The sequence below is a fragment of the Streptomyces sp. 7R007 genome (assembly GCF_054850255.1).
The window spans coordinates 33,345-57,203 of sequence record NZ_JBTWMV010000019.1 but is presented as its reverse complement, the minus strand read 5'-3'; the positions used below and the strand labels follow the sequence as shown (position 1 = coordinate 57,203).

26 protein-coding genes are annotated in these 23,859 nt (G+C 70.8%); 24 read left to right on the top strand and 2 right to left on the bottom strand.

All coding sequences use genetic code 11. From position 1 onward, the window contains the following. The first annotated feature begins 21 nt into the window (after nucleotides 1-21). Nucleotides 22-1,572 (top strand): signal recognition particle protein, encoded by a 1,551-nt coding sequence (gene ffh / locus ACYF6T_RS24570; protein ID WP_461698994.1) that lies wholly within the window; start codon nucleotides 22-24, stop codon nucleotides 1,570-1,572. A gap of 102 nt (nucleotides 1,573-1,674) precedes the next feature. Here the strand turns inward: ffh and ACYF6T_RS24565 are convergent, their stop codons facing one another. Further along, nucleotides 1,675-2,571: a class I SAM-dependent methyltransferase gene (locus tag ACYF6T_RS24565; protein WP_461698993.1), complete on the bottom strand. Its 897-nt coding sequence runs from the start codon at nucleotides 2,569-2,571 to the stop codon at nucleotides 1,675-1,677. Nucleotides 2,572-2,769: 198 nt separating this feature from the next. Here ACYF6T_RS24565 and proS point away from each other — a divergent pair, with 198 nt between their 5' ends. The 18 genes from proS (at nucleotide 2,770) to ACYF6T_RS24475 (ending at nucleotide 17,675) form a co-directional block, all read left to right on the top strand. Further along, entirely contained in the window at nucleotides 2,770-4,185 is a 1,416-nt protein-coding gene (gene proS, locus ACYF6T_RS24560; RefSeq protein ID WP_461698991.1) for a proline--tRNA ligase, read from the top strand. 260 nt (nucleotides 4,186-4,445) lie between these two features. Then, nucleotides 4,446-5,042: a hypothetical protein gene (locus tag ACYF6T_RS24555; protein WP_461698990.1), complete on the top strand. Its 597-nt coding sequence runs from the start codon at nucleotides 4,446-4,448 to the stop codon at nucleotides 5,040-5,042. Nucleotides 5,043-5,330: 288 nt separating this feature from the next. After that, nucleotides 5,331-5,750 carry a 30S ribosomal protein S16 gene (gene rpsP / locus ACYF6T_RS24550; protein ID WP_151786085.1) on the top strand — a complete coding sequence of 140 codons (420 nt, stop codon included), beginning with the start codon at nucleotides 5,331-5,333 and terminating at the stop codon, nucleotides 5,748-5,750. Between the two features lie 2 nt (nucleotides 5,751-5,752). Further along, nucleotides 5,753-5,992 (top strand): RNA-binding protein, encoded by a 240-nt coding sequence (locus tag ACYF6T_RS24545; protein ID WP_404193982.1) that lies wholly within the window; start codon nucleotides 5,753-5,755, stop codon nucleotides 5,990-5,992. A 95-nt stretch (nucleotides 5,993-6,087) separates the two neighbouring features. Next, nucleotides 6,088-6,663, top strand: coding sequence for a ribosome maturation factor RimM (rimM, locus tag ACYF6T_RS24540; RefSeq protein ID WP_461698989.1), 576 nt, complete (start codon nucleotides 6,088-6,090; stop codon nucleotides 6,661-6,663). A 3-nt stretch (nucleotides 6,664-6,666) separates the two neighbouring features. After that, nucleotides 6,667-7,500, top strand: a complete 834-nt coding sequence (gene trmD / locus ACYF6T_RS24535; protein ID WP_461698987.1) for a tRNA (guanosine(37)-N1)-methyltransferase TrmD — start codon at nucleotides 6,667-6,669, stop codon at nucleotides 7,498-7,500. 135 nt (nucleotides 7,501-7,635) lie between these two features. Continuing rightward, nucleotides 7,636-7,986 carry a 50S ribosomal protein L19 gene (gene rplS, locus ACYF6T_RS24530; protein WP_171114436.1) on the top strand — a complete coding sequence of 117 codons (351 nt, stop codon included), beginning with the start codon at nucleotides 7,636-7,638 and terminating at the stop codon, nucleotides 7,984-7,986. Between the two features lie 45 nt (nucleotides 7,987-8,031). Next, nucleotides 8,032-8,748, top strand: coding sequence for a signal peptidase I (lepB, locus tag ACYF6T_RS24525; protein ID WP_461698986.1), 717 nt, complete (start codon nucleotides 8,032-8,034; stop codon nucleotides 8,746-8,748). Further along, on the top strand, nucleotides 8,741-9,859 hold the full coding sequence (lepB, locus tag ACYF6T_RS24520) for a signal peptidase I (protein WP_461698985.1): 1,119 nt from the start codon (nucleotides 8,741-8,743) through the stop codon (nucleotides 9,857-9,859). Before lepB (ACYF6T_RS24525) ends, lepB (ACYF6T_RS24520) begins: the two co-directional genes overlap by 8 nt. Next, nucleotides 9,747-10,763, top strand: coding sequence for a signal peptidase I (lepB, locus tag ACYF6T_RS24515; RefSeq protein ID WP_461698983.1), 1,017 nt, complete (start codon nucleotides 9,747-9,749; stop codon nucleotides 10,761-10,763). The genes lepB (ACYF6T_RS24520) and lepB (ACYF6T_RS24515) overlap by 113 nt, the downstream gene beginning before the upstream one ends. Nucleotides 10,764-11,049: 286 nt before the next feature. Further along, on the top strand, nucleotides 11,050-11,829 hold the full coding sequence (gene lepB / locus ACYF6T_RS24510; protein ID WP_461698982.1) for a signal peptidase I: 780 nt from the start codon (nucleotides 11,050-11,052) through the stop codon (nucleotides 11,827-11,829). After that, the gene (locus ACYF6T_RS24505; RefSeq protein WP_461698981.1) at nucleotides 11,819-12,325 is read left to right on the top strand and encodes an NUDIX hydrolase; all 507 of its coding nucleotides are present in this window, start codon (nucleotides 11,819-11,821) and stop codon (nucleotides 12,323-12,325) included. Before lepB (ACYF6T_RS24510) ends, ACYF6T_RS24505 begins: the two co-directional genes overlap by 11 nt. Nucleotides 12,326-12,381: 56 nt before the next feature. Continuing rightward, on the top strand, nucleotides 12,382-12,690 hold the full coding sequence (locus tag ACYF6T_RS24500) for a DUF2469 domain-containing protein (protein ID WP_003965949.1): 309 nt from the start codon (nucleotides 12,382-12,384) through the stop codon (nucleotides 12,688-12,690). A 108-nt stretch (nucleotides 12,691-12,798) separates the two neighbouring features. Beyond that, a complete protein-coding gene (locus tag ACYF6T_RS24495; protein WP_461698980.1) occupies nucleotides 12,799-13,161 on the top strand; it encodes a YraN family protein in 363 nt (120 codons plus the stop codon). Beyond that, nucleotides 13,161-14,786 (top strand): YifB family Mg chelatase-like AAA ATPase, encoded by a 1,626-nt coding sequence (locus tag ACYF6T_RS24490; protein ID WP_461698979.1) that lies wholly within the window; start codon nucleotides 13,161-13,163, stop codon nucleotides 14,784-14,786. Before ACYF6T_RS24495 ends, ACYF6T_RS24490 begins: the two co-directional genes overlap by 1 nt. A 23-nt stretch (nucleotides 14,787-14,809) precedes the next feature. Then, entirely contained in the window at nucleotides 14,810-15,940 is a 1,131-nt protein-coding gene (gene dprA / locus ACYF6T_RS24485; RefSeq protein ID WP_461699113.1) for a DNA-processing protein DprA, read from the top strand. 260 nt (nucleotides 15,941-16,200) lie between these two features. Next, nucleotides 16,201-17,043, top strand: coding sequence for an RNA polymerase sigma factor WhiG (gene whiG, locus ACYF6T_RS24480; RefSeq protein WP_461698978.1), 843 nt, complete (start codon nucleotides 16,201-16,203; stop codon nucleotides 17,041-17,043). 74 nt (nucleotides 17,044-17,117) lie between these two features. Next, nucleotides 17,118-17,675, top strand: coding sequence for a TetR/AcrR family transcriptional regulator (locus ACYF6T_RS24475; protein WP_461698977.1), 558 nt, complete (start codon nucleotides 17,118-17,120; stop codon nucleotides 17,673-17,675). 634 nt (nucleotides 17,676-18,309) lie between these two features. Here ACYF6T_RS24475 and ACYF6T_RS24470 read toward each other — a convergent pair. After that, nucleotides 18,310-18,879, bottom strand: coding sequence for a peptidoglycan DD-metalloendopeptidase family protein (locus ACYF6T_RS24470; RefSeq protein ID WP_461698976.1), 570 nt, complete (start codon nucleotides 18,877-18,879; stop codon nucleotides 18,310-18,312). A 273-nt stretch (nucleotides 18,880-19,152) separates the two neighbouring features. Here ACYF6T_RS24470 and rpsB point away from each other — a divergent pair, with 273 nt between their 5' ends. The 5 genes from rpsB to ACYF6T_RS24445 all read left to right on the top strand — a co-directional run bounded on the left by rpsB (nucleotide 19,153) and on the right by ACYF6T_RS24445 (nucleotide 23,772). After that, entirely contained in the window at nucleotides 19,153-20,040 is an 888-nt protein-coding gene (gene rpsB / locus ACYF6T_RS24465) for a 30S ribosomal protein S2 (protein ID WP_461698974.1), read from the top strand. A gap of 133 nt (nucleotides 20,041-20,173) precedes the next feature. Then, on the top strand, nucleotides 20,174-21,010 hold the full coding sequence (tsf, locus tag ACYF6T_RS24460; protein ID WP_461698973.1) for a translation elongation factor Ts: 837 nt from the start codon (nucleotides 20,174-20,176) through the stop codon (nucleotides 21,008-21,010). 191 nt (nucleotides 21,011-21,201) lie between these two features. Beyond that, nucleotides 21,202-21,960 carry a UMP kinase gene (pyrH, locus tag ACYF6T_RS24455; RefSeq protein WP_461698972.1) on the top strand — a complete coding sequence of 253 codons (759 nt, stop codon included), beginning with the start codon at nucleotides 21,202-21,204 and terminating at the stop codon, nucleotides 21,958-21,960. Between the two features lie 130 nt (nucleotides 21,961-22,090). Then, nucleotides 22,091-22,648 (top strand): ribosome recycling factor, encoded by a 558-nt coding sequence (gene frr, locus ACYF6T_RS24450; RefSeq protein ID WP_461698971.1) that lies wholly within the window; start codon nucleotides 22,091-22,093, stop codon nucleotides 22,646-22,648. Next, nucleotides 22,648-23,772: a phosphatidate cytidylyltransferase gene (locus tag ACYF6T_RS24445; protein WP_461698970.1), complete on the top strand. Its 1,125-nt coding sequence runs from the start codon at nucleotides 22,648-22,650 to the stop codon at nucleotides 23,770-23,772. Before frr ends, ACYF6T_RS24445 begins: the two co-directional genes overlap by 1 nt. The last annotated feature ends 87 nt before the right edge of the window (nucleotides 23,773-23,859 follow it).

Genomic DNA, 23,859 nt, shown 5'->3' with positions numbered 1-23,859 from the left:
ACACCGAGGACCGACGCCGCCGTGTTCGACACTCTCTCCGATCGCCTCTCAGCGACCTTCAAGAATCTGCGCGGCAAGGGGCGTCTGAGCGAGGCGGACATCGACGCCACCGCGCGCGAGATCCGGATCGCGCTGCTCGAAGCGGACGTGGCGCTGCCGGTCGTGCGGACGTTCATCAAGAACGTCAAGGAGCGTGCCCTGGGCGCCGAGGTGTCCAGGGCGCTCAACCCGGCCCAGCAGGTCCTGAAGATCGTCAACGACGAGCTCGTCACGATCCTCGGCGGCGAGACGCGGCGCCTGCGCTTCGCCAAGCAGCCGCCGACCGTGATCATGCTGGCGGGTCTGCAGGGTGCCGGTAAGACCACCCTCGCGGGCAAGCTGGGCCGCTGGCTGAAGGAGCAGGGGCACTCGCCGCTGCTGGTCGCCGCCGACCTCCAGCGCCCGAACGCCGTCAACCAGCTGAGCGTCGTCGCCGAGCGCGCGGGCGTCGCCGTGTACGCGCCCGAGCCGGGCAACGGCGTCGGCGACCCGGTCAAGGTCGCCAAGGACTCCATCGACTTCGCGAAGTCCAAGGTCCACGACATCGTGATCGTGGACACCGCCGGCCGCCTGGGCATCGACCAGGAGATGATGCAGCAGGCCGCGGACATCCGGGACGCGGTCTCGCCGGACGAGATCCTCTTCGTCGTCGACGCGATGATCGGCCAGGACGCCGTCAACACCGCCGAGGCCTTCCGTGACGGCGTCGGCTTCGACGGCGTGGTGCTCTCCAAGCTCGACGGCGACGCCCGCGGCGGTGCGGCCCTGTCGATCCGGCAGATCACCGGCAAGCCGATCATGTTCGCGTCGAACGGCGAGAAGCTGGAGGACTTCGACGCCTTCCACCCGGACCGGATGGCCTCCCGCATCCTCGACATGGGTGACCTGCTCACCCTGATCGAGCAGGCGGAGAAGACGTTCAGCCAGGAAGAGGCCCAGAAGATGGCCTCCAAGCTGGCGTCCAAGAAGGGCCAGGACTTCACCCTGGACGACTTCCTGGCCCAGATGGAGCAGGTCAGGAAGATGGGCTCCATCTCGAAGCTCCTCGGGATGCTGCCCGGCATGGGCCAGATCAAGGACCAGATCAACAACCTCGACGAGCGGGACGTGGACCGCACGGCCGCGATCATCAAGTCGATGACGCCGGCCGAGCGCCAGGACCCGACGATCATCAACGGCTCCCGCCGCGCCCGTATCGCGCGCGGTTCCGGTGTCGAGGTCAGCGCGGTGAAGAACCTGGTCGAGCGGTTCTTCGAGGCCCGCAAGATGATGTCCCGCATGGCCCAGGGCGGCGGCATGCCGGGTATGCCGGGCATCCCGGGCATGGGCGGCGGCCCCGGCCGCGCGAAGAAGCAGCCGAAGAAGGCCAAGGGCAAGCAGCGCTCCGGCAACCCGATGAAGCGCAAGCAGCAGGAGCAGGAGGAGGCCGCCCGGCGCGCGGCGGCCGCCCAGGGCGGTGCCTTCGGAGTGCCGGGTCAGCAGGCGCCGCAGGACTTCGAGCTGCCGGACGAGTTCAAGAAGTTCATGGGCTGAGCCCACCCGCCGGCACGCCGGGGGTTGGTCGTCGCCGTCACACCCGGACGCGACCAACCCCGCGGAGGCCGGCGCCTGCCGCACGGCGGGTGCGGCGCGGGTCTAGGGCGTGCGCGCGATCACGTAGCGGAAGACGTTCGGCATCCACACCGTGCCGTCGCCGCGCACATAGGGGTGCAGCGCCTCCGTCACCTCCTTGTCGACCTGCGTGCGGTCGGTCGCGGAGATCGCCGCGTCGAACAGGCCCGTGGACAGCAGCCCCCGCAGCGCGCTGTCGGTGTCGGCGTACCCGAAGGGGCAGGAGACCCGCCCCGAACCGTCCGGCTTGAGGCCGGCGCGCCGGACCACCTCCTCCAGGTCATCGCGAAGGGCGGGGCGCCAACCGCCCACGCCGCGCCGGGGGTCTCCCCAGACCGAGCGATGCCGAGAGCCGGGGGGAGGATCCGCGAGCCTGGTGGCGACCCGCAGCACGGACGACGTGGTGCACCGTTCCGGCGGACCCCAGCCGGCGAGCACCACGGGCGCCCCGCGCTCGGCGAGCGGTGTCGCTGCCCGCAGCAGTTCGCCGAGTCCCTCCGAGTCGCCCGCCAGACACCCGACGGGCTCGAAGGCGGTCACCAGGTTGTACGCGGGCGTCTCCGCGTCGGCCGCGTCCCCGGGTGCCCCTTCGATGATCCGGGTGTCCGCACGCGTGCGGCCGTCCCAGGCCTGCGGCAGCAGCCTCTCGCGCGCGAGGGCGAGCTTCTGGGACGAGGAGTCGACACCGGTGACGGCCGCCGCGCCTCTGGAGGCCGCCATCAGCAGGGCCAGTCCGCTGCCGCACCCGAGGCCCAGCAGCCGCGTGCCGGCACCCACCTCCAGTCGCTCGTAGACGGCCTCGTAGAGCGGAACCAGCATCCGCTCCTGGATCTCGGACCAGTCACGCGCGCGTGCACACAGGTCCACACGGGGCGTCCGGCCCGCGTGAGGTAGGTGCTGCCGCACGAGCGTAGGTGTCATGTAAAGCGCCCCAATCCGCCGAGAGTTGCCGTTGTGCCCATGTCCGTGGCCCCCGTGACGTGCGCTCGCACTTCCCCCGTATGCCAGGTAACTCCGCACTCGACCGCTCGTCCAGGGGTTGACGGGCCCGGCTTGTGGGTGGGCTGTGCAGGCGAAAAGAATTCACATCACGGCAACGTGGGCCCGTAACATCGCGCCATGGCAAAGGCTCCCGTGCTCACACCCCGGGCGGACGACTTCCCCCGCTGGTACCAGGACCTGATCACCAAGGCGGAACTGGCCGACAACGGCCCGGTGCGCGGCACCATGGTCATCCGACCGTACGGGTACGGGCTGTGGGAGCGGATGCAGGCCGAGATGGACGCCCGCATCAAGGAGACGGGCACGCAGAACGCGTACTTCCCGCTGCTGATCCCGCAGTCGTACTTCGCCCGGGAAGCCGACCACGTGGAGGGCTTCGCACCCGAACTGGCCGTGGTCACGCACGGCGGCGGCAAGGAACTGGAGGAGCCCGCGGTCGTCCGCCCCACCTCCGAGATGATCGTCAACGACTACTTCTCGAAGTGGGTGCAGAGCTACCGCGACCTGCCCCTGCTGATCAACCAGTGGGCGAACGTGGTGCGTTGGGAGCTCAGGCCCCGGCTCTTCCTGCGCACCACGGAGTTCCTGTGGCAGGAGGGCCACACCGCGCACGCCACCTACGAGGAGGCGCGCGACTTCGCCGCGCACATCCATCGGCACGTCTACGGCGACTTCCTCACGAACGTCCTCGCGATGGACTTCGTGGCCGGCCGCAAGACGGCCAAGGAGCGCTTCGCCGGGGCCGTCAACACCCTCACGCTGGAAAGCATGATGGGCGACGGCAAGGCCCTGCAGATGGTCACCAGTCACGAACTGGGCCAGAACTTCGCCAGGGCCTTCAACACCCGGTACCTGTCGAAGGAGGGCACGCAGGAGCTCGTCTGGCAGACCTCCTGGGGCTCGACGACCCGCATGATCGGCGCCCTGGTGATGACGCACGGGGACGACGACGGGCTGCGGGTGCCGCCGCGGCTGGCGCGGATCCAGGTCGTCGTCGTCGCGGTCAAGGGCGACGAGCCGGTTCTGGCCAAGGTCCGCGAGCTGGCCGACCGGCTCCGGGCGGCGGGCGTCCGCGTCCACGTCGACGACCGCACCGACGTCCCCTTCGGACGCCGGGCCGTCGACTGGGAGCTCAAGGGCGTGCCGGTGCGGGTCGAGGTGGGCCCGCGTGACCTGGCAGGCGGCACGGCGACGCTGGTCCGCCGGATTCCGGGCGGCAAGGAGCCGGTGGCGCTGGACGGGCTCGTCGACGTGCTGCCCGGGATGCTGGAGGAGGACCAGGCGCTGCTGCTGACCCAGTCACGACAGCGGCGGCTGTCCCGTACGTCCGAGGTGGCGACCGTCGAGGAGGCCGTCGAGGCGGCCGCGGCCGGCGGCTGGGCCCGCATCCCGTGGGCCGCGCTCGGCGCGGAGGGCGAGGCCAGGCTGGCCGAACACGCGGTCACCGTACGGTGTCTGGTCGCCGAGGACGGGTCGGTGCCGGACGCCGAGGACGCACCCGGTAACGTCGCGGTCGTCGCGCGCGCTTACTGAGGCAGCGCCGTCCGCGCCGAGAGCGACCGAAACGCCTCTTGCGCACACGCGGATCGCAGCCGCACCAGCGCGTGGACACGATCTACGTGCTGGTGCGTAGATCACACTACGCACCAGCTTGGTACGAGCTGTGAGGCTTCTCCGCAGATCAGCGCACCCGCCCTCGTCTCCACGCATCAGCGGCAACTGACGGGTACGTGCAAATTATTTGGGATGCCCCGGAATAGGAACACAGGGGCACCCCCGCTCGTTGTCATTACGTGAGCACGACACAGACACCACCTGTTCTCGCCGCAGAGCTGGCACAGGCGTGGGCCGACATTCAGCGGTACCACCCCGAGCTGCCCGATCTCGCCGCGCCCGAGTCCCTGATCGGAGAGTCCTCGTCCGCGTGCGGTCACGAGCTCTCCTTCGAGCGACTGCTGCACGAGGCAGTCCATGGCATCGCCGCCGCCCGCGGCGTGCGCGACACATCCCGCGCCGGCCGGTACCACAACCGGAGGTTCCTGGCGATCGCCGAGGAGCTGGGCCTGGACCACCCCGAGGAGCCGCACCCGAGCAGCGGCTTCTCGCTGGTCACGCTCAACCCCGAGGCCAAGCGGCGCTACCGTCCGACGATCGAGCGCCTCCAGCGCGCCCTGAAGGCGCACACCGCGGCCACCTCCGCCGACACCACCCGCACCTTCCGGGGCCCGGCCGCCCGCCACGGCTCCTCCGGCGGCGGCGTCCGGGTCAAGGCGGTCTGCGACTGCGGCCGCAACGTACGCGTCGTCCCCTCGGTCCTGGCCCAGGCCCCGATCGTGTGCGGCGGCTGCGGCAAGCCGTTCCGGATCCCCGAGGTGGCCGGGGCGGCGTAGGCGCGGGGGCACGACTACCGGCATCTCGTGGCTGTCGGTCGGACGTGAGCCCGGGCGGCATCCGGCGTCGGGTCAGGCGGACGCCGGATGCCGCTCAGGCGTGCCCGCCGCCGGGGCCGCCGGTCCGGAGCGGTCCGCCGGATGTGGCACAATGGCTAGCTGTACTCGACAGCCGCACAGGACCCCTCTCTCCTCCGGCTGACGCGTCCATCGGGCACTCGGGTACCGCAACCCCACGCGGCAATCTCGCCGTGCCCAACCACGTCAAATCCAGGAGAACCCACTCCCGTGGCAGTCAAGATCAAGCTGAAGCGTCTGGGCAAGATCCGTTCGCCTCACTACCGCATCGTCGTCGCCGACTCCCGCACCCGTCGTGACGGCCGTGCGATCGAGGAGATCGGCAAGTACCACCCGACCTACAACCCGTCGGTCATCGAGGTGGACGCCGAGCGCGTGGCGTACTGGCTGGGTGTCGGCGCGCAGCCGACCGAGCCCGTGCTCGCCATCCTGAAGAAGACCGGCGACTGGCAGAAGTTCAAGGGCGAGCCCGCCCCGGCTCCGCTGCTGACCGCCGAGCCGAAGAAGGCGCGTCCGTCGTTCGAGGCCCTCGGTGGCGACGACGAGGGCAAGGGTGAGGCGATCACCCAGAAGAAGAAGGCGGAGAAGAAGGACGAGGCTGCCGCCGAGTCCGAGTCGGCCGAGGCGTGACCATGCTTGAGGAGGCTCTCGAGCACCTCGTGAAGGGCATCGTCGACAACCCTGACGATGTGCGGGTCGCCTCACGCAACCTGCGTCGCGGACGCGTGCTCGAGGTCCGGGTCCACCCGGACGACCTCGGCAAGGTGATCGGCCGCAACGGCCGCACCGCACGCGCTCTGCGCACCGTCGTGGGCGCCATCGGCGGCCGCGGTGTCCGCGTCGACCTCGTCGACGTCGACCACGTCCGCTGACGCCGAACGCAGCACCGGCTCGGGCCGGGGAGGGCCACTGGGCCGTCCCCGGCCCGACGTCGTGGGGGCCGTCGTATGACAGGAGATCGTGAGAAGTGCAGCTGGTAGTCGCGCGGGTCGGCCGCGCCCACGGCATCAAGGGCGAGGTGACCGTCGAGGTCCGCACCGACGAGCCCGAACTGCGGCTCGCCCCCGGCGCCGTCCTGGCCACCGACCCCGCCTCGGTGGGTCCGCTCACCATCGAGACCGGCCGGGTCCACAGCGGCCGGCTGCTGCTGCGCTTCGAGGGCGTGCGCGACCGCACCGCCGCGGAGGCCCTGCGCAACACCCTCCTGATCGCCGAGGTCGACCCGGACGAGCTGCCCGAGGAAGAGGACGAGTACTACGACCACCAGCTCATCGACCTCGACGTGGTGACCGAGGACGGTGTGGAGGTCGGTCGGATCACCGAGATCTCGCACCTGCCGTCCCAGGACCTCTTCATCGTCGAGCGACCGGACGGCAGCGAGGTGATGATCCCCTTCGTCGGGGAGATCGTCACCGAGATCGACCTGGAGGAGCAGCGCGCGGTCATCTCTCCGCCGCCCGGCCTGATCGACGACCGGGCCGAGATCGCCTCCTCGCGGGAGGACTCGCGGCAAGAGCCGTCCTCGTCCCGGGAAGAGTCGTAAGCGATGCGCCTCGACGTCGTCACGATCTTCCCCGAGTACCTCGAACCCCTGAACGTCTCCCTGGTCGGCAAGGCACGCGCGCGGGGGCAGCTGGACGTCCATGTGCACGACCTGCGCGCGTGGACCTACGACCGCCACAACACGGTCGACGACACGCCGTACGGTGGTGGCCCCGGCATGGTCATGAAGACCGAGCCCTGGGGAGAGGCGCTCGACAGCGCGCTGGCCGACGGCTACGAGGCCGGCTCCCACGCGCCGGCCCTGATCGTCCCCACGCCCAGCGGACGCCCCTTCACCCAGGAACTCGCCGTCGAACTCGCCGAGCGGCCCTGGCTGGTCTTCACGCCCGCCCGCTACGAGGGCATCGACCGGCGGGTGATCGACGAGTACGCCACCCGTATGCCCGTCTACGAGGTGTCCATCGGCGACTACGTCCTCGCCGGCGGCGAGGCGGCCGTCCTCGTCATCACCGAGGCCGTGGCCCGGCTGCTGCCCGGCGTCCTCGGCAACGCCGAGTCGCACCGGGACGACTCCTTCGCACCCGGCGCCATGGCCAACCTCCTGGAGGGCCCCGTCTACACCAAGCCGCCCGAGTGGCGCGGCCGGGGCATCCCGGACGTGCTGCTCAGCGGCCACCACGGAAAGATCGCGCGGTGGCGGCGCGACGAGGCGCTGAAGCGGACGACGGCCAACCGGCCCGACCTCATCGAGCGGTGCGACCCCAAGGCCTTCGACAAGAAGGACCGCGAGATGCTCTCCATCCTGGGCTGGGCGCCCGACCCGGAGGGGGAGCCGCACGGCCGATTTTGGCGCAGGCCAGAGGGCGTGGAAGAATAGGCCGCTGCTGTGCGCCGTCCGGCGTGCGCCCCTGCCACAGGGGGACACGACGCCCGCCCCGACCCGCACCGCAGTCCCTAGTGATTACCTACGTGCCGTTGATGACCTGTGGCATCAGCGAAGAAAGCAGACGACATGTCTCACCTGCTCGACTCCGTCGACTCCGCGTCGCTGCGCAGCGACGTCCCGGCCTTCCGCCCGGGTGACACCGTGAACGTCCACGTCCGCGTCATCGAGGGCAACCGCTCCCGTGTGCAGCAGTTCAAGGGCGTGGTGATCCGCCGCCAGGGTTCCGGCGTGCGCGAGACCTTCACGGTCCGCAAGGTCTCCTTCTCCGTCGGCGTCGAGCGCACCTTCCCGGTGCACACCCCGATCGTGGAGAAGATCGAGCTCGTCACCCGCGGTGACGTGCGTCGCGCCAAGCTGTACTACCTGCGCGACCTGCGCGGCAAGGCCGCGAAGATCAAGGAGAAGCGCGAGAGCTGAGCTCTTACCGGGGTTCTCATCGGGGCCGGATAGCATCGGGCCCCGATGGACACCGAAGCACAGCACACGGAGCGCGACCGCTCCTCCCGCCCTTCCGTATCCGAGGAGATCTCGGACACAGAGGAGCGGGAGGGACGGTCGCGTTTCGCGTTGGTGGCGCGGATCACCGACTGGCTGCCCGGCGGACGGATCTCCCTGACCCTCCTGGTCTGCCTGGTCTTTTTGCTTCTCCTCAACACGTTCGTGGCGCAACCATTCCAGATTCCCAGCGGATCCATGGAACAGGGATTGAGGATCGGGGACCGCGTTCTCGTAAATAAGTTGGCGTACCGTTTCGGTGCCGAACCGCGCCGCGGCGATGTGGTCGTCTTCGACGGAACCGGGTACTTCGGAAACGCGGACTACATCAAGCGCGTCGTCGGTGTGGGGGGAGACCACGTGGTCTGCTGCGACAAGAAGGGGAGGATCGAGGTGAACGGCCGGTCGGTCGACGAGTCGACCTTCCTGTACCCCGGCGACAGCCCGTCCACGGTGCGTTTCGACGTCGTCGTGCCCCAGGGCACCCTCTTCGTCCTCGGCGACCACCGCAGCGACTCCGCCGACTCCCGCGACCACCTGGGCTCGCCCGGCGGCGGCATGATCCCGGTCAAGGACGTCATCGGGCGCGCCGACTGGATCGTCTGGCCCACCGCCCACCTCACGCGCCTGCACCGACCCGCCGCCTACGCGCGCGTGCCCGCAGCCGGCGGTGCGCATGGGTAACCGCGGCAAACCGCGCCGGCCGGCACCGACCGGCAGCCTCAGCGCCCTCGGCACCGAGAACCTCCTGCCCACCGGCTCCCGCCGCACCTCCGGCACCGCCCCGAGCGGCGGCCGCACCCGCGCCGAGCGGCGCAAGCTACAGCGCAAGGTCAAACGAAAGCGCAGGCGCAGCGCCGTCAAGGAGATACCGCTCCTGGTCGGGGTCGCCGTCCTGATAGCCCTCGTCCTGAAGACCTTCCTCGTCCAGGCGTTCGTGATCCCGTCCGGCTCGATGGAGCAGACGATCCGGATCGGCGACCGCGTCCTGGTCGACAAGTTCACCCCCTGGTTCGGCTCCAAGCCGCAGCGCGGCGACGTCGTCGTCTTCCACGACCCCGGCGGCTGGCTCGCGGACGAGCAGACCACGACCAAGAAGAACGACCCCGTCGTCGTCAAGCAGGTCAAGGAGGGGCTCACCTTCATCGGGCTGCTGCCGTCCGACAACGAGAAGGACCTCATCAAGCGGGTCATCGGCGTCGGCGGCGACCACGTCAAGTGCTGCGACGCGCAAGGACGGGTGACCGTCAACGGCGTGCCGTTGACCGAGGGGGACTACCTCTATCCCGGAAACGCCCCGTCCGAGCAGGCGTTCGACATCACCGTCCCGAAGGGGCGGTTGTGGGTGATGGGCGACCACCGGGGCAACTCCGCGGACTCCCGCTCGCACCAGAACACCGACTACGGAGGCACGGTCTCCGTGGACTCGGTGGTGGGCCGGGCCATGGTCATCGCCTGGCCGTTCGGTCACTGGACGACCTTGAAAGAACCTAAAACTTTCGCCTCGGTCTCCGACTCCACGTCCGGGACGACCGCGTCCGTCCAGCCGTCGCATAGGGTTGCCTCCGAGGATCCGAACGGAACGATCCAACTCCCGAGCCCTGCGGAACTCCCGCTCGTTATGGGAGTGGTGGGCCTGCACCGGGTCATGGGCAGGCGGCGGCACAGAGTAAGGAGTTGGCGTGGGGGATGTGGCGGTTGGCGCACGGTCCGGACACGACGGCGAGGAACACCACGGGCGCCCCGTGGAGTCCGCCGACCCGGCCGCGGACGGCGCCGTGACCTCCGGGAGTGACTCCGGGGCGCCCGAGGAGGACGCCGCGGCGCCGGGCGAGCAGACCCGCACCGACGGGGACGGGCAGGGGCCGGGCGACTCGGCCCCCAAGGCGAAGAAGCAGCGCTCCTTCTGGAAGGAGCTGCCCATCCTGATCGGCATCGCGCTGGTGCTGGCACTGCTGATCAAGACGTTCCTGGTGCAGGCGTTCTCCATCCCGTCCGACTCGATGCAGAACACCCTCCAGCAGGGTGACCGCGTCCTCGTCGACAAGCTCACCCCCTGGTTCGGCTCCAAGCCCGAGCGCGGCGAGGTCGTCGTCTTCCACGACCCCGACAACTGGCTGGCGGGCGAGCCGACGGCCAACCCGAACGCGCTGCAGAAGGTCCTCAGCTGGATCGGCCTGATGCCGTCCGCAGAGGAGAAGGACCTCATCAAGCGCGTCATCGGCGTCGGCGGCGACACGGTCTCCTGCAAGAACAGCGGCCCGCTGACGGTCAACGGCAAGGCGCTGAACGAGCCGTACGTGTACCCGGGCAACACCCCGTGCAGCGTCGACGACCAGGGCGGTCAGTTCACGGTGAAGGTGCCCAAGGGCTACATCTGGGTGATGGGCGACCACCGCCAGAACTCGCGCGACTCCCGTTACAACCAGAGCGACAAGCACAACGGCATGGTCCCGGTGAAGGACGTCGTCGGCCGCGCCATCGTGATCGCCTGGCCGATCAACCGCTGGGACACCCTCCCGATCCCGGACACCTTCGACCAGACCGGCCTCGGCGACCAGTCCTCGGCCTCCGCCGCCCTGACGACCGCGCCGGACGCGGTGGCCCTGGCCGGGGTGGTGCCGGCGGCGCTGTGGCGCCGCAGGCGGGCGACGGTGGTCGTGAGCCGGCGACGGGACTCGGAGCGGACGCCCGGGTGACGGGCGTGCGGGGCGACCGGGCGGGGTCGCTGGTCGTGGTCGGGTGAGAGGGCACGGGGCGCGGTCGCGGTCGCGCGAGAGGGCGCGGGGCGCGTCAGGGGACGCGTGTGTTCGCGTGAGGCGGGTCCGTGGGTTGGCGTGAGGTGGGTGGCGGGTTGGCGTGAGGTGGGTCCGCGGGTTGGCGTGAGGCGGGTCGCGGGCTCGCGTGAAACCCTCGTGGAGCTTGTGGCCCGGGCCGCCCCGGAAGGGCTGACCGGGTCAGGTACCGCCGGGTAGGGTGCGGGCCATGGTTGGCGAGAGCACGACGCGTACGGCCCCGCGTAGCGGCGGCAAGAGCACGGTCCCGGTGGGCGGCAGGGCCGGACAGCGGCTGTCCGGGCTGGCGGTCGCCCTGGGCATCGTGCTGTTCCTCGGAGGGTTCGCCTGGGGCGCGGTGGTGTACCGCCCGTACACGGTCCCCACCACCTCGATGACCCCGACGATCGACGCCGGCGACCGGGTCCTGGCGCAGCGCGTCGACGGCAGCGAGGTGCACCGGGGTGACGTCGTCGTCTTCACCGACAAGAGCTGGGTCACCAACGCGCCCGTCGTCAAGCGCGTGGTCGCGGTCGGCGGCGACAAGGTGTCCTGCTGCACGGACGGCAAGCTGACCGTCAACGGCAAGCAGATCGAGGAACCGTATCTGCCCAAGGGCAGCCTCGCCGAGATCAAGAACTTCCCGACCGTCACCGTGCCCAGGGGCCGGCTCTTCCTGCTCGGCGACGAGCGCCAGGGCTCGCTGGACTCCACCGCCCACCTCACCGACGCCGCCAGCGGCACGGTCGCGACCAGCGCCGTGTCGGCCCGTGTGGACGCGGTGGTCTGGCCCATGGACGGCATGCTGCAGAAGCCGACCGGGTTCGAGGTGCTCGGTGCGATCTCCTCGCCGGGGCCGCTGCGGATCATCGTCGCGCTGATCGTCGTCGGCGCGGTGCTCGTCCTCGGCGGCGGGGCGTACGGTCCGATCGCCAAGCGGCTGGGCCGGCGGCGCGCGCGGACCGGGACGGAGCCCGTGCGTGCCGGCTGAGGCCTCCTTCACGGGCGAGCCGCGCAAGGTGGCCCGGGTGGTGCTGCTCGACCCGCACGACCGCATTCTCCTGCTGCACGGTCACGAGCCGGACGATCCGGCCGACGACTGGTGGTTCACGCCCGGGGGCGGGCTCGAGGGCGCGGAGACACGTGAACAGGCCGCTCTCAGGGAACTCGCCGAGGAGACCGGCATCACCGAGGTGGAACTCGGTCCGGTGCTGTGGCGGCGGATGTGCTCGTTCCCGTTCGCGGGCCGCCGCTGGGACCAGGACGAGTGGTACTACCTGGCCCGTACGAGCCAGACGGCGACGGCCGCCACGGCCCTGACCGAGCTGGAGCGGCGCAGTGTCGCCGGAGCGCGCTGGTGGACGTGTGCGGAACTGACCCGGGCACATGAGACGGTGTATCCGACCAGACTCGCCGAGCTGCTGCGCAGGCTGCTCGACGAAGGTCCCCCGGCCGGGCCCGTGACCCTTGACACCGAAATCGTCTAGGGGCGCACGGGACTGGCGCACAATGGTGGGATCGCACGGCTGAAGGGGAACATGCCATGAGCGCCGAGGACCTCGAGAAGTACGAGACCGAGATGGAGCTCAAGCTCTACCGGGAGTACCGCGATGTCGTCGGTCTGTTCAAATACGTGATCGAGACCGAGCGGCGCTTCTATCTGACCAACGACTACGAGATGCAGGTGCACTCGGTCCAGGGTGAGGTGTTCTTCGAGGTGTCGATGGCGGACGCCTGGGTGTGGGACATGTACCGGCCGGCTCGGTTCGTGAAGCAGGTGCGGGTGTTGACGTTCAAGGACGTGAACATCGAGGAGCTGAACAAGAGCGACTTGGAGCTGCCGGGAGGCTGAGGGGGCGGTGGGCCGGGTGAGGGAGATATCCACAACCGGTGAGTAGTCCACCAAGATCCACCCGGTGGGGGCGGATGCGTGACGGTTGGCGCCGGAGGTGGTGCCGACATGAACGCACGCAGTGCACTCGGCAAGTACGGCGAAGAGCTCGCCGCGCGCCGGCTGACGGACGCCGGTATGACGGTCCTGGAGCGCAACTGGCGCTGTGGCAGGACCGGTGAGATCGATCTCGTGGCCAGCGACGGGGACGTCCTGGTCATCTGCGAGGTCAAGACCCGGCGGGGCGGCTGCTACGAGCATCCGATGGCCGCGGTCACCCCTGAGAAGGCGCAACGCCTGCGGGACCTGGCCGAACGCTGGATCCAGGCCCACGGCGGCGCCCCACCCGGCGGCGTCCGCATCGACCTCGTCGGCGTCCTGCTCCCCGACCGCGGCGCACCCGTGGTCGAGCACGCGCGGGGGGTGGCGTGATGGGATTCGCGCGCACCTGTTCCGTGGCCCTGGTGGGCGTGGAGGGCGTGGTCGTCGAGGTCCAGGCCGACCTCGAACCAGGCGTGGCGGCGTTCACCCTGGTGGGCCTCCCGGACAAGAGCCTGACGGAGAGCAGGGACCGGGTCCGGGCGGCTGTGGTGAACTCGGGCGGCGAGTGGCCGCAGAAGAAGCTGACGGTCGGGCTCAGCCCGGCGTCGGTGCCGAAAGCCGGCAGCGGGTTCGACCTCGCCGTGGCCTGCGCGGTGCTGGGGGCTTCCGAGCGGATCGATCCGAGGGTGCTCGCCGACATCGTGATGATCGGGGAGCTGGGCCTGGACGGACGCGTGCGGCCGGTCCGGGGCATCCTGCCGGCGATCCTGGCCGCAGCGGACGCCGGCTATGAGCAGGTGGTCGTGCCGGAGTGCGCGGCCGCCGAGGCCTCGCTGGTGCCCGGTGTGTCCGTCCTGGGCGTACGCAGCCTGCGCCAGCTCATCGCGATCCTGGCGGACGAGCCCGTACCCGACGAGGAACCGGAGGACCACGGCCGCCCGGACCCGCTCCTGGCGGGCCTGCGGGTACCCGGGACCGGGGCGGCCACGGGGATGCACAGCGCGGGCGCCGCACAGCACGACCAGGGGCACGACCTGTCCGACGTGGTGGGGCAGATCGCCGCGAGGACGGCGGTGGAGGTGGCCGCGGCCGGCGGTCATCACCTCTTCCTCGAAGGGCCGCCCGGGGCCGGCAAGACGATGCTGGCGGAACGGCTCCCGGCCATCCTGCCCCGGCTCACCCGCGAGGAGTCCCTGGAGGTGACGGCGGTGCACTCGGTGGCGGGCCTCCTGCCACCGGGCAAACCCCTGATCGACGTCGCGCCGTACTGCGCCCCGCATCACTCGGCGACCATGCAGGCCCTGGTGGGCGGAGGCCCCGGCATCGCCCGGCCCGGCGCCGTGTCGCTGTCGCATCGCGGTGTGCTCTTCCTGGACGAGACCCCCGAGTTCAACAGCCAGGCCCTCGACGCGCTGCGGCAGCCCCTGGAGGCCGGCCATGTGGTGATCGCGCGCAGTGCGGGAGTCGTACGGTTCCCGGCGCGGTTCCTGATGGTGCTCGCGGCCAACCCCTGCCCCTGCGGTCGCTTCTCGCAGACGGACGACTTCTGCGAGTGCCCGCCCTCGGCGGTCCGCCGCTACCAGGCGCGGCTCTCCGGCCCGCTGCTCGACCGGGTCGACCTGCGGGTCGAGGTGGACCGGGTCACGCGCGCCGAACTCACCGACCGCGGCGCCCGCGGCGAGACCACGGCGACGGTCGCGGACCGGGTCCGTGCGGCCAGGGAACGGGCCGCGGCGCGGCTGGCGGGCACGCCGTGGCGGACGAACAGCGAGGTGCCCGGCCGGGAGTTGCGCACCCGCTGGCACGCCCTGAGCGGGGCGATGGACGAAGCCGAACGGAATCTGGAGAGGGGAGTCCTGACCGCCCGCGGACTCGACCGGGTCCTGCGCGTCGCGTGGACCGTCGCGGACCTGGTCGGCCACGACCGGCCCGACGCCACCGACGTCGCCCTGGCCCTGCAACTGCGCACCGGAGTACCCCGCGGTGTGCCCATGGCCATCGGGGCGCTGACGTGAGCGTCGACGACACGGATCGCGAGATGCTGGCGCGGGTCTTTTTGACCCGCGTCATCGAACCGGGCGACGAGGTCGCCGGCCGGTGGCTGCGGGAGCTCGGTGCCGTGGAGCTGGAACGGTGCCTGCGAGCCGGTGAGCCGCAGCTCGCGGGCGTCACCGACAAGCGCTGGGCCGGTCTGCTCACCCGCGCCCGTCAGGCCGACCCCCGCCGTGACCTCGCCGTCGCCCGGGTCGCCGGGGTGCGGTTTGTGGGACCGGGGGGTGGGGAGTGGCCGGGGCAGCTTGATGATCTGGGGGACGGGCGGCCGCTCGGGTTGTGGGTGCGGGGGCCCGCGAGCCTGCGGATGTGGGCGTTGCGGTCCGTGGCCGTGGTCGGCGCCCGGGCCTGCACCGAGTACGGCGCCCACATGGCGGCCACCCTCGGCGCCGGCCTCGCCGAGCGCGGATGGGTCGTCGTGTCCGGCGGAGCCTATGGCGTCGACGGCGCCGCCCACCGCGGAGCCCTCGGCGCCGGCGGGGCCACCGTCGCGGTGCTCGCCTGCGGCGTCGACCGCCCCTACCCCCGCGGCCACACGGAGTTGATCAGCAGGATCGCGGAACAGGGACTCGTGGTCGGAGAGTTGCCGCCCGGTGACCACCCCACGCCCAGCAGATTCCTCGTGCGCAACAGGGTCATCGCCGCCCTCACCCGGGGGACCGTCGTCGTCGAGGCGGCCTACCGCAGCGGCTCGCTCGTCACCGCGCGCGCCGCCCAGCGCCTCGGACGTCACACGATAGGAGTGCCCGGCCCGGCCACCAGCGCGCTCTCGGCCGGCGTGCACGAACTGCTGCGCTCGGACGCCGCCCTCGTCACCGACGCCGCGGAAGTCGTCGAACTGGTCGGCGACATGGGCGAACTGGCCCCCGAGCGGCGTGGCCCGGTCCTCCCGCGCGACCTGCTGGAACCGGCCGCCCGCCGCGTCCTCGCCGCCCTGCCCGGCCGCGGTGCCGCACCACCCGGCGAGATCGCCCGCGGCGCCCAGACCACCCCGGACGACGCGATCGCGAGACTGTACGAACTCCGATCACTCGGTTACGTCGAACGACACGGCGACGGCTGGAAGTTGACACGCCAGGCGATGATCTCCGTCCGGCGCGGTGCCGGCCCCGGTTGACCGAGCGTGTTCGGCCGTCCGGGGGAACCCCGAAGCCCTTGCGGATTCGGGCAGTTGAGGTGGTGATGTGATCACAGGGAGCGACGGCCGTGCCCCGGCGGGGCGGTCCACGGAACGCATCTGCGGGGCGGACCTGCCCCGCCCTTCGCACACCGCGACTCTCCAGTCACGCTACGCTCACGTGGATTCAGACACAGGCCCCGACCTCACCGACTTCCCTCCTTTCCCGTACTTCACGGCAGAACGGCACAAGGCGACGAATGCCCCAGCACACCTCCGGGTCCGACCGGGCGGCGATCCCCCCAGCCGCCCGCGACGGTGGCAGCGTGCGGCCGCCCGCTCCCTCGACGCTCGACGAGCTGTGGCGGTCGTACAAGGCGACGGGGGACGAGCGGCTGCGGGAGCAGCTGATCCTGCACTACTCGCCGCTGGTGAAGTACGTGGCGGGACGGGTGAGCGTCGGCCTGCCGCCCAACGTGGAGCAGGCCGACTTCGTCTCGTCGGGGGTCTTCGGGCTGATCGACGCCATCGAGAAGTTCGACATCGGCCGGGAGATCAAGTTCGAGACGTACGCGATCACCCGGATCCGCGGTGCGATGATCGACGAACTGCGGGCGCTGGACTGGATCCCGCGGTCGGTGCGGCAGAAGGCGCGCAACGTCGAGCGGGCGTACGCGACCCTGGAGGCGCGGCTCAGGCGGACGCCGACGGAGGGTGAGGTGGCCGCCGAGCTGGGCATCGGGGTCGACGAACTGCACGCGGTGTTCAGTCAGTTGTCGCTGGCCAACGTGGTGGCGCTGGAGGAGCTGCTGCACGTCGGGGGCGAGGGCGGGGACGGGCTCAGCGTCATGGACACGCTGGAGGACACCGCCGCCGACAACCCCGTGGAGGTCGCCGAGGACCGTGAGCTGCGGCGGTTCCTGGCGCGGGCGATCAACACGTTGCCCGAGCGGGAGAAGACCGTCGTCACGCTGTACTACTACGAGGGACTCACCCTCGCCGAGATCGGGAACGTGCTGGGCGTGACCGAGAGCCGGGTCAGTCAGATCCATACCAAGTCGGTGCTGCAGCTGCGGGCGAAGCTGGCGGGCTTCGGGCGCTGAGACGGGTGACTCACTCCCGTCGCGGGTGGTGCGTCCGTAAAGTGGTTGACGTGCCAAGGATTCGAGCGGCCTCCGTGGCCGAGCACAGGTCGATGCAGCGAGCCGCCCTGCTGGACGCGGCCCGGTCGTTGCTGTCCGAGGGCGGGACGGAGGCGCTGACCTTCCCGGCTCTCGCCGAGCGGACGGGGCTCGCGCGGTCGTCCGTGTACGAGTACTTCCGGTCGCGGGCCGCCGTGGTCGAGGAGCTGTGCGCGGTCGACTTCCCGGTGTGGGCGGCGGAGGTCGAGGCCGCCATGGAGCGGGCGGGGTCGGCCGAGGGCAAGGTCGAGGCGTATGTGCGCCGGCAGCTGACGCTGGTCGGGGACCGGCGGCACCGGGCCGTGGTCGCCATCTCCTCCAGCGAGCTCGACGCGGGGGCCCGGGAGAAGATCCGGGCCGCACACGGCGGGCTCGTCGCGATGATCGTCGAGGCGCTGGCGGAGCTGGGCCACGCGGAGCCCCGGCTGGCCGCGATGCTGGTGCAGGGCGTGGTCGACGCGGCGGTGCGGCGGATCGAACTGGGTGCCGCGGAGGACCCGACGGTGATCGCGGACGCGGCGGTGACGATGGCCCTACGAGGCGTACGCGGCTGAAACGCCGACGCGCGGCAGAACCACCCGCGTGCCTCCGGTTGGGTAGCCCGCGTGCCGGCGACTGAGGCGCTCGCGTGCTGCGGTGGGGCCGCTCGCGTGCCGGCGGCGGAACCACCCGCGTGCCTGCGGTTGGGTCGCCCTCGTGCCGGCGGCTGAGCGCCCGCGTGCCTGCGGTTGGGCCGCTCGCGTGTCCGGGGCTGAGGCGCTCGCGTGCTGCGGTTCGGTCGCTCGCGTGTCCGGGGCTGAGGCGCCCGCGTGTCCGCGGCTAGGCCACCCCCGTGCCTGCGGTCGGGTCGCCCTCGTGCCCGCGGCTGAGGTGCCGGCGTGCCTGGGGCTGAGGCGCTCGCGTGCCTGCGGTTGGGTAGCCCGCGCGCCGGCGGCTGAGGCGCCCGCGTGCCTGCGGCTGAGCCACCTCCGTGCCTGCGGCTGAGCCACCCCCGTGCCTGCGGTCGGCCCACCCGTGTGTCTGCGGCTGAGCCACCGCCGTGCCCGTGGCTGAGCCACCGCCGTGCCCGCGGCTGGGTCACCCCATGCCTGCGGCTGAGCCACCCCCCGTGCCCCCGGGCGAGGTGTCCTCGTGGCTGTCGCTGAGTTGCCCCGTATGTCTGTGCTCGGGCGACGCCCGTGCCCGTGGTCATGGCAGTGGTACCCCCAGGACCGGCAGCAGTCTCGGGGGTTCTCCGTTCAGGAGCCACGGTGGGAGCAGGGAGAGGGGGTTCAGGTACGTGGTGCCTCTCAGCAGGCCCCAGTGCACGCAGGTGACCGGGCAGTGTGACGCCTGCGCCTCCACCACCCCGACCACCTCGCCGGGTGCCACCTCCGCGCCCTCGGCCACGGACGGTCGTACCGGCTCGTACGTCGTCCGCAGCCCCGTGCCCGTCAGCTCCACGGACACCACCCCCCGCCCCGCCACCCGCCCCGCGAAGGAGACCCGGCCGGCCGCCACCGCCCGTACCGGTGTCCCGGGCGGCGCCGACAGGTCCACGCCCCGGTGGCCGGGGCCGTAGACCGTCGCCGGGGGTTCCCAGCCCCGTAGGACCAGGGGCCGTCTCCCCACGGGCCACACGCGCCCCACGGCGGGGACTCCTGGACCCGGGTCGGCCGGCACGGGAGGCGGCTCGGCCCAGGCCCAAGGGGTCAGGACGGCCCACGTCAGCCCCAGCAGCACCGCCCCCGCAAGGCGCACGTATCGCTTCGCTCGCATGCCGCAACCGTCCCGCACCCGCCACGATCATGGCCGGGATCTGTGGACAACCCCCCGGCTGTGGACAGCGGCGTCACCCGGTGCCCCGCCGGTCCCGTACACTTCTTCTGGCGATCCGGGTCACCGGGTCGACTTCGCACGCCCCGACACCAGGCCCGCACACGGCCGGTGTCAGCGCCTCTCGGTCCTCAGCGGCACGGCGCGCCACGGGCGTCAGGCGCGAAAGCCGTCCGGCCTTCGCGGCACAACCGAGAACACCAAGGAGTTACGGCCATGGCCGTCGTCACGATGCGGGAGCTGCTGGAGAGCGGCGTCCACTTCGGTCACCAGACCCGTCGCTGGAACCCGAAGATGAAGCGCTTCATCTTCACCGAGCGCAACGGCATCTACATCATCGACCTGCTCCAGTCGCTGTCGTACATCGACCGCGCCTACGAGTTCGTCAAGGAGACCGTCGCCCACGGCGGCACGGTCATGTTCGTCGGCACGAAGAAGCAGGCGCAGGAGGCCATCGCCGAGCAGGCCACCCGCGTCGGCATGCCCTACGTCAACCAGCGCTGGCTGGGCGGCATGCTCACCAACTTCTCCACCGTCTACAAGCGTCTGCAGCGCCTCAAGGAGCTCGAGCAGATCGACTTCGAGGACGTCGCCGCCTCCGGTCTGACCAAGAAGGAGCTTCTCGTGCTCTCGCGCGAGAAGGCCAAGCTGGAGAAGACCCTCGGCGGTATCCGCGAGATGCAGAAGGTGCCCAGCGCCGTCTGGATCGTGGACACCAAGAAGGAGCACATCGCGGTCGGCGAGGCCCGCAAGCTCAACATCCCGGTCGTCGCCATCCTCGACACCAACTGCGACCCCGACGAGGTCGACTACAAGATCCCGGGCAACGACGACGCGATCCGCTCCGTCACCCTGCTCACCCGCGTGATCGCCGACGCCGTCGCCGAGGGCCTCATCGCCCGCAGCGGTGTCGCCACCGAGGGCAAGGAGAAGGCCGCGGGCGAGCCGCTCGCCGAGTGGGAGCGCGACCTGCTCGAGGGCGAGAAGAAGGCGGACGAGGCCGAGAAGCCGGCCGAGACCGCCGCTGAGGCTCCGGCCGCCGAGGCCCCCGCCGCCGAGGCCCCCGCGGCCGAGGCTCCGGCCGCGGACGCCGAGCAGGCCTGATCAGTCAGCGTTGACGGCGGGGGCGGCGACACCCAAGTCGCCCCCGCCGTTCACCCGTAGGTTCGCGATCTACATCCGCGTGTGGATGGTGGACCGGGTAGATCTTCCGACTTCGAGAAAGACTTAACGACTCATGGCGAACTACACCGCCGCCGACGTCAAGAAGCTTCGTGAGCTCACCGGCGCCGGCATGATGGACTGCAAGAAGGCGCTGGACGAGGCCGAGGGCAACGTCGAGAAGGCCGTCGAGGCGCTGCGCATCAAGGGCCAGAAGGGCGTCGCCAAGCGCGAGGGCCGCTCCGCCGAGAACGGCGCCGTGGTCTCCATCATCGCCGACGACAACTCCTCCGGCGTCCTGGTCGAGCTGAAGTGCGAGACGGACTTCGTCGCCAAGGGCGACAAGTTCCAGGCCGTCGCCACCGCGATCGCCGAGCACGTCGCCAAGACCTCCCCGGCCGACCTGGAGGCCCTGCTCGCCTCCGAGATCGAGCCCGGCAAGACCGTCCAGGCGTTCGTGGACGAGGCCAACGCCAACCTCGGCGAGAAGATCGTCCTGGACCGCTTCGCGCAGTTCTCGGACGGCTTCGTCCTCGCCTACATGCACCGCACGATGCCCGACCTGCCCCCGCAGATCGGTGTCCTCGTCGAGTTCGACAAGCCGAACGCCGAGGTCGCCAAGGGCGTCGCCCAGCACATCGCCGCCTTCGCGCCGAAGTACCTCTCCAAGGACGACGTGCCGGCCGAGGTCGTCGAGTCCGAGCGCCGCATCGCCGAGGAGACCACCCGCGCCGAGGGCAAGCCCGAGGCCGCGATCGCCAAGATCGTCGAGGGGCGTCTCAACGGCTTCTTCAAGGATGCGACGCTGCTCGGCCAGCCGTACGCGCTCGACAACAAGAAGTCGGTCCAGAAGGTCCTGGACGAGGCCGGTGTCACCCTGAAGCGCTTCACGCGCATCAAGGTCGGCATCTGAGTCCGTACCGCGATCGGCGCACAGGACCGATAAGGTCGGGTGCAGTCGTCCGCGTACGCCTCCACGCACGCGTGCGTGGGGGACGACAGCAGATCTGACGAGGAGGCCATTGCCGAGCATGGGAGCGGATAGCGACCCCAGCGGCAATGGCCTTCTTCGTATGTGCACCACGTGAAAGAGGCGGGATCCCCATGACCACCAAGGCCCAGAAGAGCGACGACGGCAAAGTACGCGGCCGGTTTCTGCTGAAGCTGTCCGGAGAGGCCTTCTCCGGCGGCGGGGGCCTGGGCGTGGACCCCGACGTGGTGCACAAGATCGCCCGCGAGATCGCGGCCGTCGTACGCGACGGCGCGCAGATCGCGGTTGTCATCGGCGGCGGCAACTTCTTCCGCGGCGCCGAACTCCAGCAGCGCGGCATGGACCGGGCCCGCTCCGACTACATGGGCATGCTCGGCACCGTGATGAACTGCCTCGCCCTCCAGGACTTCCTGGAGAAGGAGGGCATCGACAGCCGGGTGCAGACCGCCATCACCATGGGCCAGGTCGCCGAGCCGTACATCCCGCTGCGCGCCGTGCGCCACCTGGAGAAGGGCCGCGTGGTCATCTTCGGTGCCGGTATGGGCATGCCGTACTTCTCCACCGACACCACCGCCGCCCAGCGCGCCCTGGAGATCGACGCCGAGGCGCTGCTGATGGGCAAGAACGGCGTGGACGGGGTCTACGACTCCGACCCCAAGACCAACCCGGACGCCGTCAAGTTCGACTCCCTCGGCTACGGCGAGGTCATCACCCGCGACCTGAAGGTCGCCGACGCCACCGCCATCACCCTGTGCCGCGACAACAAGCTGCCGATCCTGGTCTTCGAGCTTCTGGCCGAGGGCAATATCGCGCGGGCCGTCAAGGGTGAGAAGATCGGCACGCTTGTGGGTGAGCAAGGCAGCCACGGCTGATGACCCTGACCGGGGGATGGACAATGTCCTGCCGGTCGGGAACCGTGCAGGAAGAAGACGCGACGCAGCCGGCCGCCGCCCCCACCAAGGAACCGCAGCCGGGCCTACTCAAGACACGCAGGAGCAAGTGGTGATCGAAGAGACCCTCCTCGAGGCCGAGGAGAAGATGGAGAAGGCCGTCGTGGTCGCCAAGGAGGACTTCGCCGCGATCCGCACCGGCCGTGCGCACCCGGCGATGTTCAACAAGATCGTGGCCGACTACTACGGCGCGCCGACGCCGATCAACCAGCTGGCTTCGTTCTCCGTGCCGGAGCCGCGCATGGCGGTCGTGACCCCGTTCGACAAGACGGCCCTGCGCAACATCGAGCAGGCGATCCGCGACTCCGACCTGGGCGTCAACCCGAGCAACGACGGCAACATCATCCGCGTGGTGTTCCCCGAGCTCACCGAGGAGCGCCGGCGCGAGTACATCAAGGTCGCCAAGGGCAAGGCCGAGGACGCGCGCGTGTCCATCCGTTCCGTGCGCCGCAAGGCCAAGGACGCCCTCGACAAGCTCGTCAAGGACGGCGAGATCGGCGAGGACGAGGGCCGCCGTGCGGAGAAGGAGCTCGACGACACCACGCACAAGTACGTCGCTCAGGTGGACGAGCTCCTCAAGCACAAGGAAGCGGAGCTGCTCGAGGTCTGATGAACGACTCTTCCTGGGGAGCGCCGCCACAAGCCGGGTACTGGGGGCCCTCCGAGCAGGGACCTGTCCAGGGGGCTGCCCCGGCGGGTCCCGCGTACGATGCGCCTGAGGCGCAGCAGACTCGCCCCATGCCCATCGTGCCCGAGGTGCCCGCGTACGGCGGAGACCAGGATGACGACCGGGGGGCCGCTCGGCTGAGCGGCCCCTTGTTCCGCGACGAGACGCCGCAGGCGCCGCCCGCCGGGGCGGTGCAGCAGAATCCGGAGCCCATGCCCGACGCTTCCCAGCCGGCCCCCCGGCCGCCGAAGAAGAGCGCGGGGCGCGATCTGAGCGCGGCCATAGGGGTCGGCGTCGGTCTCGGCGTCGTGATCATCGCGTCGCTGTTCGTCGTCAAGGCCGTCTTCGTCGGCGTGATCGCGGTCGCCGTGGTCGTCGGGCTGTGGGAGCTGACCAGCAGGCTTCAGGAGCGCAAGCAGATCAGGGCGCCGCTGGTCCCGCTCGCGGTCGGCGGCGCGGCGATGGTCGTCGCCGGGTACGTGCGGGGCGCCGAGGGCGCGTGGGTGGCGATGGCGCTCACGGCGCTCGCGGTCCTCGTATGGCGCATGACCGAGCCGCCCGAGGGCTACCTCAGGGACGTCACGGCGGGGGTCTTCGCGGCCTTCTACGTCCCCTTCCTGGCCACCTTCGTCGCGCTCATGCTCACCGCCGACGACGGCCCCTGGCGGGTGCTGACGTTCCTGCTGCTGACGGTCGTCAGCGACACCGGGGCGTACGCCGTCGGCTGGCGCTTCGGCACGCACAAGCTGGCGCCGCGCATCAGCCCCGGCAAGACCCGTGAGGGCCTGGTCGGCGCGGTGACGTTCGCGATGGTGGCGGGCGCGCTGTGCATGCAGTTCCTGATCGACGACGGCACCTGGTGGCAGGGCCTGCTCCTCGGCCTCGCGGTCGCGGCCAGCGCGACGCTGGGCGACCTCGGCGAGTCGATGATCAAGCGGGACCTCGGCATCAAGGACATGGGCACGCTGCTGCCGGGCCACGGCGGCATCATGGACCGGCTGGACTCGCTGCTGCCCACGGCGCCCGTGGTGTGGCTGCTGATGGTGCTGTTCGTGGGGTCCGGCTGACGGGTTCGCAGGTTCCGCTCCGCCGATGGCGTGGCCGTCGGCGGAGTGGGACGATCCCGGTGTAAGCCCTCAAAGGGGATCTCCCGA

Coding starts and splice junctions, on each gene's coding strand:
- trmD (WP_461698987.1), top strand. CDS start 6,667: ATGCGCCTCGACGTCGTCACGATCTTCCCCGAGTACCTCGAACCCCTG.
- tsf (WP_461698973.1), top strand. CDS start 20,174: ATGGCGAACTACACCGCCGCCGACGTCAAGAAGCTTCGTGAGCTCACC.
- ACYF6T_RS24445 (WP_461698970.1), top strand. CDS start 22,648: ATGAACGACTCTTCCTGGGGAGCGCCGCCACAAGCCGGGTACTGGGGG.
- ACYF6T_RS24565 (WP_461698993.1), bottom strand. CDS start 2,571: ATGACACCTACGCTCGTGCGGCAGCACCTACCTCACGCGGGCCGGACG.
- lepB (WP_461698986.1), top strand. CDS start 8,032: ATGGACACCGAAGCACAGCACACGGAGCGCGACCGCTCCTCCCGCCCT.
- ACYF6T_RS24490 (WP_461698979.1), top strand. CDS start 13,161: ATGGGATTCGCGCGCACCTGTTCCGTGGCCCTGGTGGGCGTGGAGGGC.
- rpsB (WP_461698974.1), top strand. CDS start 19,153: ATGGCCGTCGTCACGATGCGGGAGCTGCTGGAGAGCGGCGTCCACTTC.
- lepB (WP_461698982.1), top strand. CDS start 11,050: ATGGTTGGCGAGAGCACGACGCGTACGGCCCCGCGTAGCGGCGGCAAG.
- pyrH (WP_461698972.1), top strand. CDS start 21,202: ATGACCACCAAGGCCCAGAAGAGCGACGACGGCAAAGTACGCGGCCGG.
- rplS (WP_171114436.1), top strand. CDS start 7,636: ATGTCTCACCTGCTCGACTCCGTCGACTCCGCGTCGCTGCGCAGCGAC.
- whiG (WP_461698978.1), top strand. CDS start 16,201: ATGCCCCAGCACACCTCCGGGTCCGACCGGGCGGCGATCCCCCCAGCC.
- lepB (WP_461698985.1), top strand. CDS start 8,741: ATGGGTAACCGCGGCAAACCGCGCCGGCCGGCACCGACCGGCAGCCTC.
- ACYF6T_RS24500 (WP_003965949.1), top strand. CDS start 12,382: ATGAGCGCCGAGGACCTCGAGAAGTACGAGACCGAGATGGAGCTCAAG.
- proS (WP_461698991.1), top strand. CDS start 2,770: ATGGCAAAGGCTCCCGTGCTCACACCCCGGGCGGACGACTTCCCCCGC.
- ACYF6T_RS24545 (WP_404193982.1), top strand. CDS start 5,753: ATGCTTGAGGAGGCTCTCGAGCACCTCGTGAAGGGCATCGTCGACAAC.
- dprA (WP_461699113.1), top strand. CDS start 14,810: ATGCTGGCGCGGGTCTTTTTGACCCGCGTCATCGAACCGGGCGACGAG.
- ACYF6T_RS24470 (WP_461698976.1), bottom strand. CDS start 18,879: ATGCGAGCGAAGCGATACGTGCGCCTTGCGGGGGCGGTGCTGCTGGGG.
- ACYF6T_RS24495 (WP_461698980.1), top strand. CDS start 12,799: ATGAACGCACGCAGTGCACTCGGCAAGTACGGCGAAGAGCTCGCCGCG.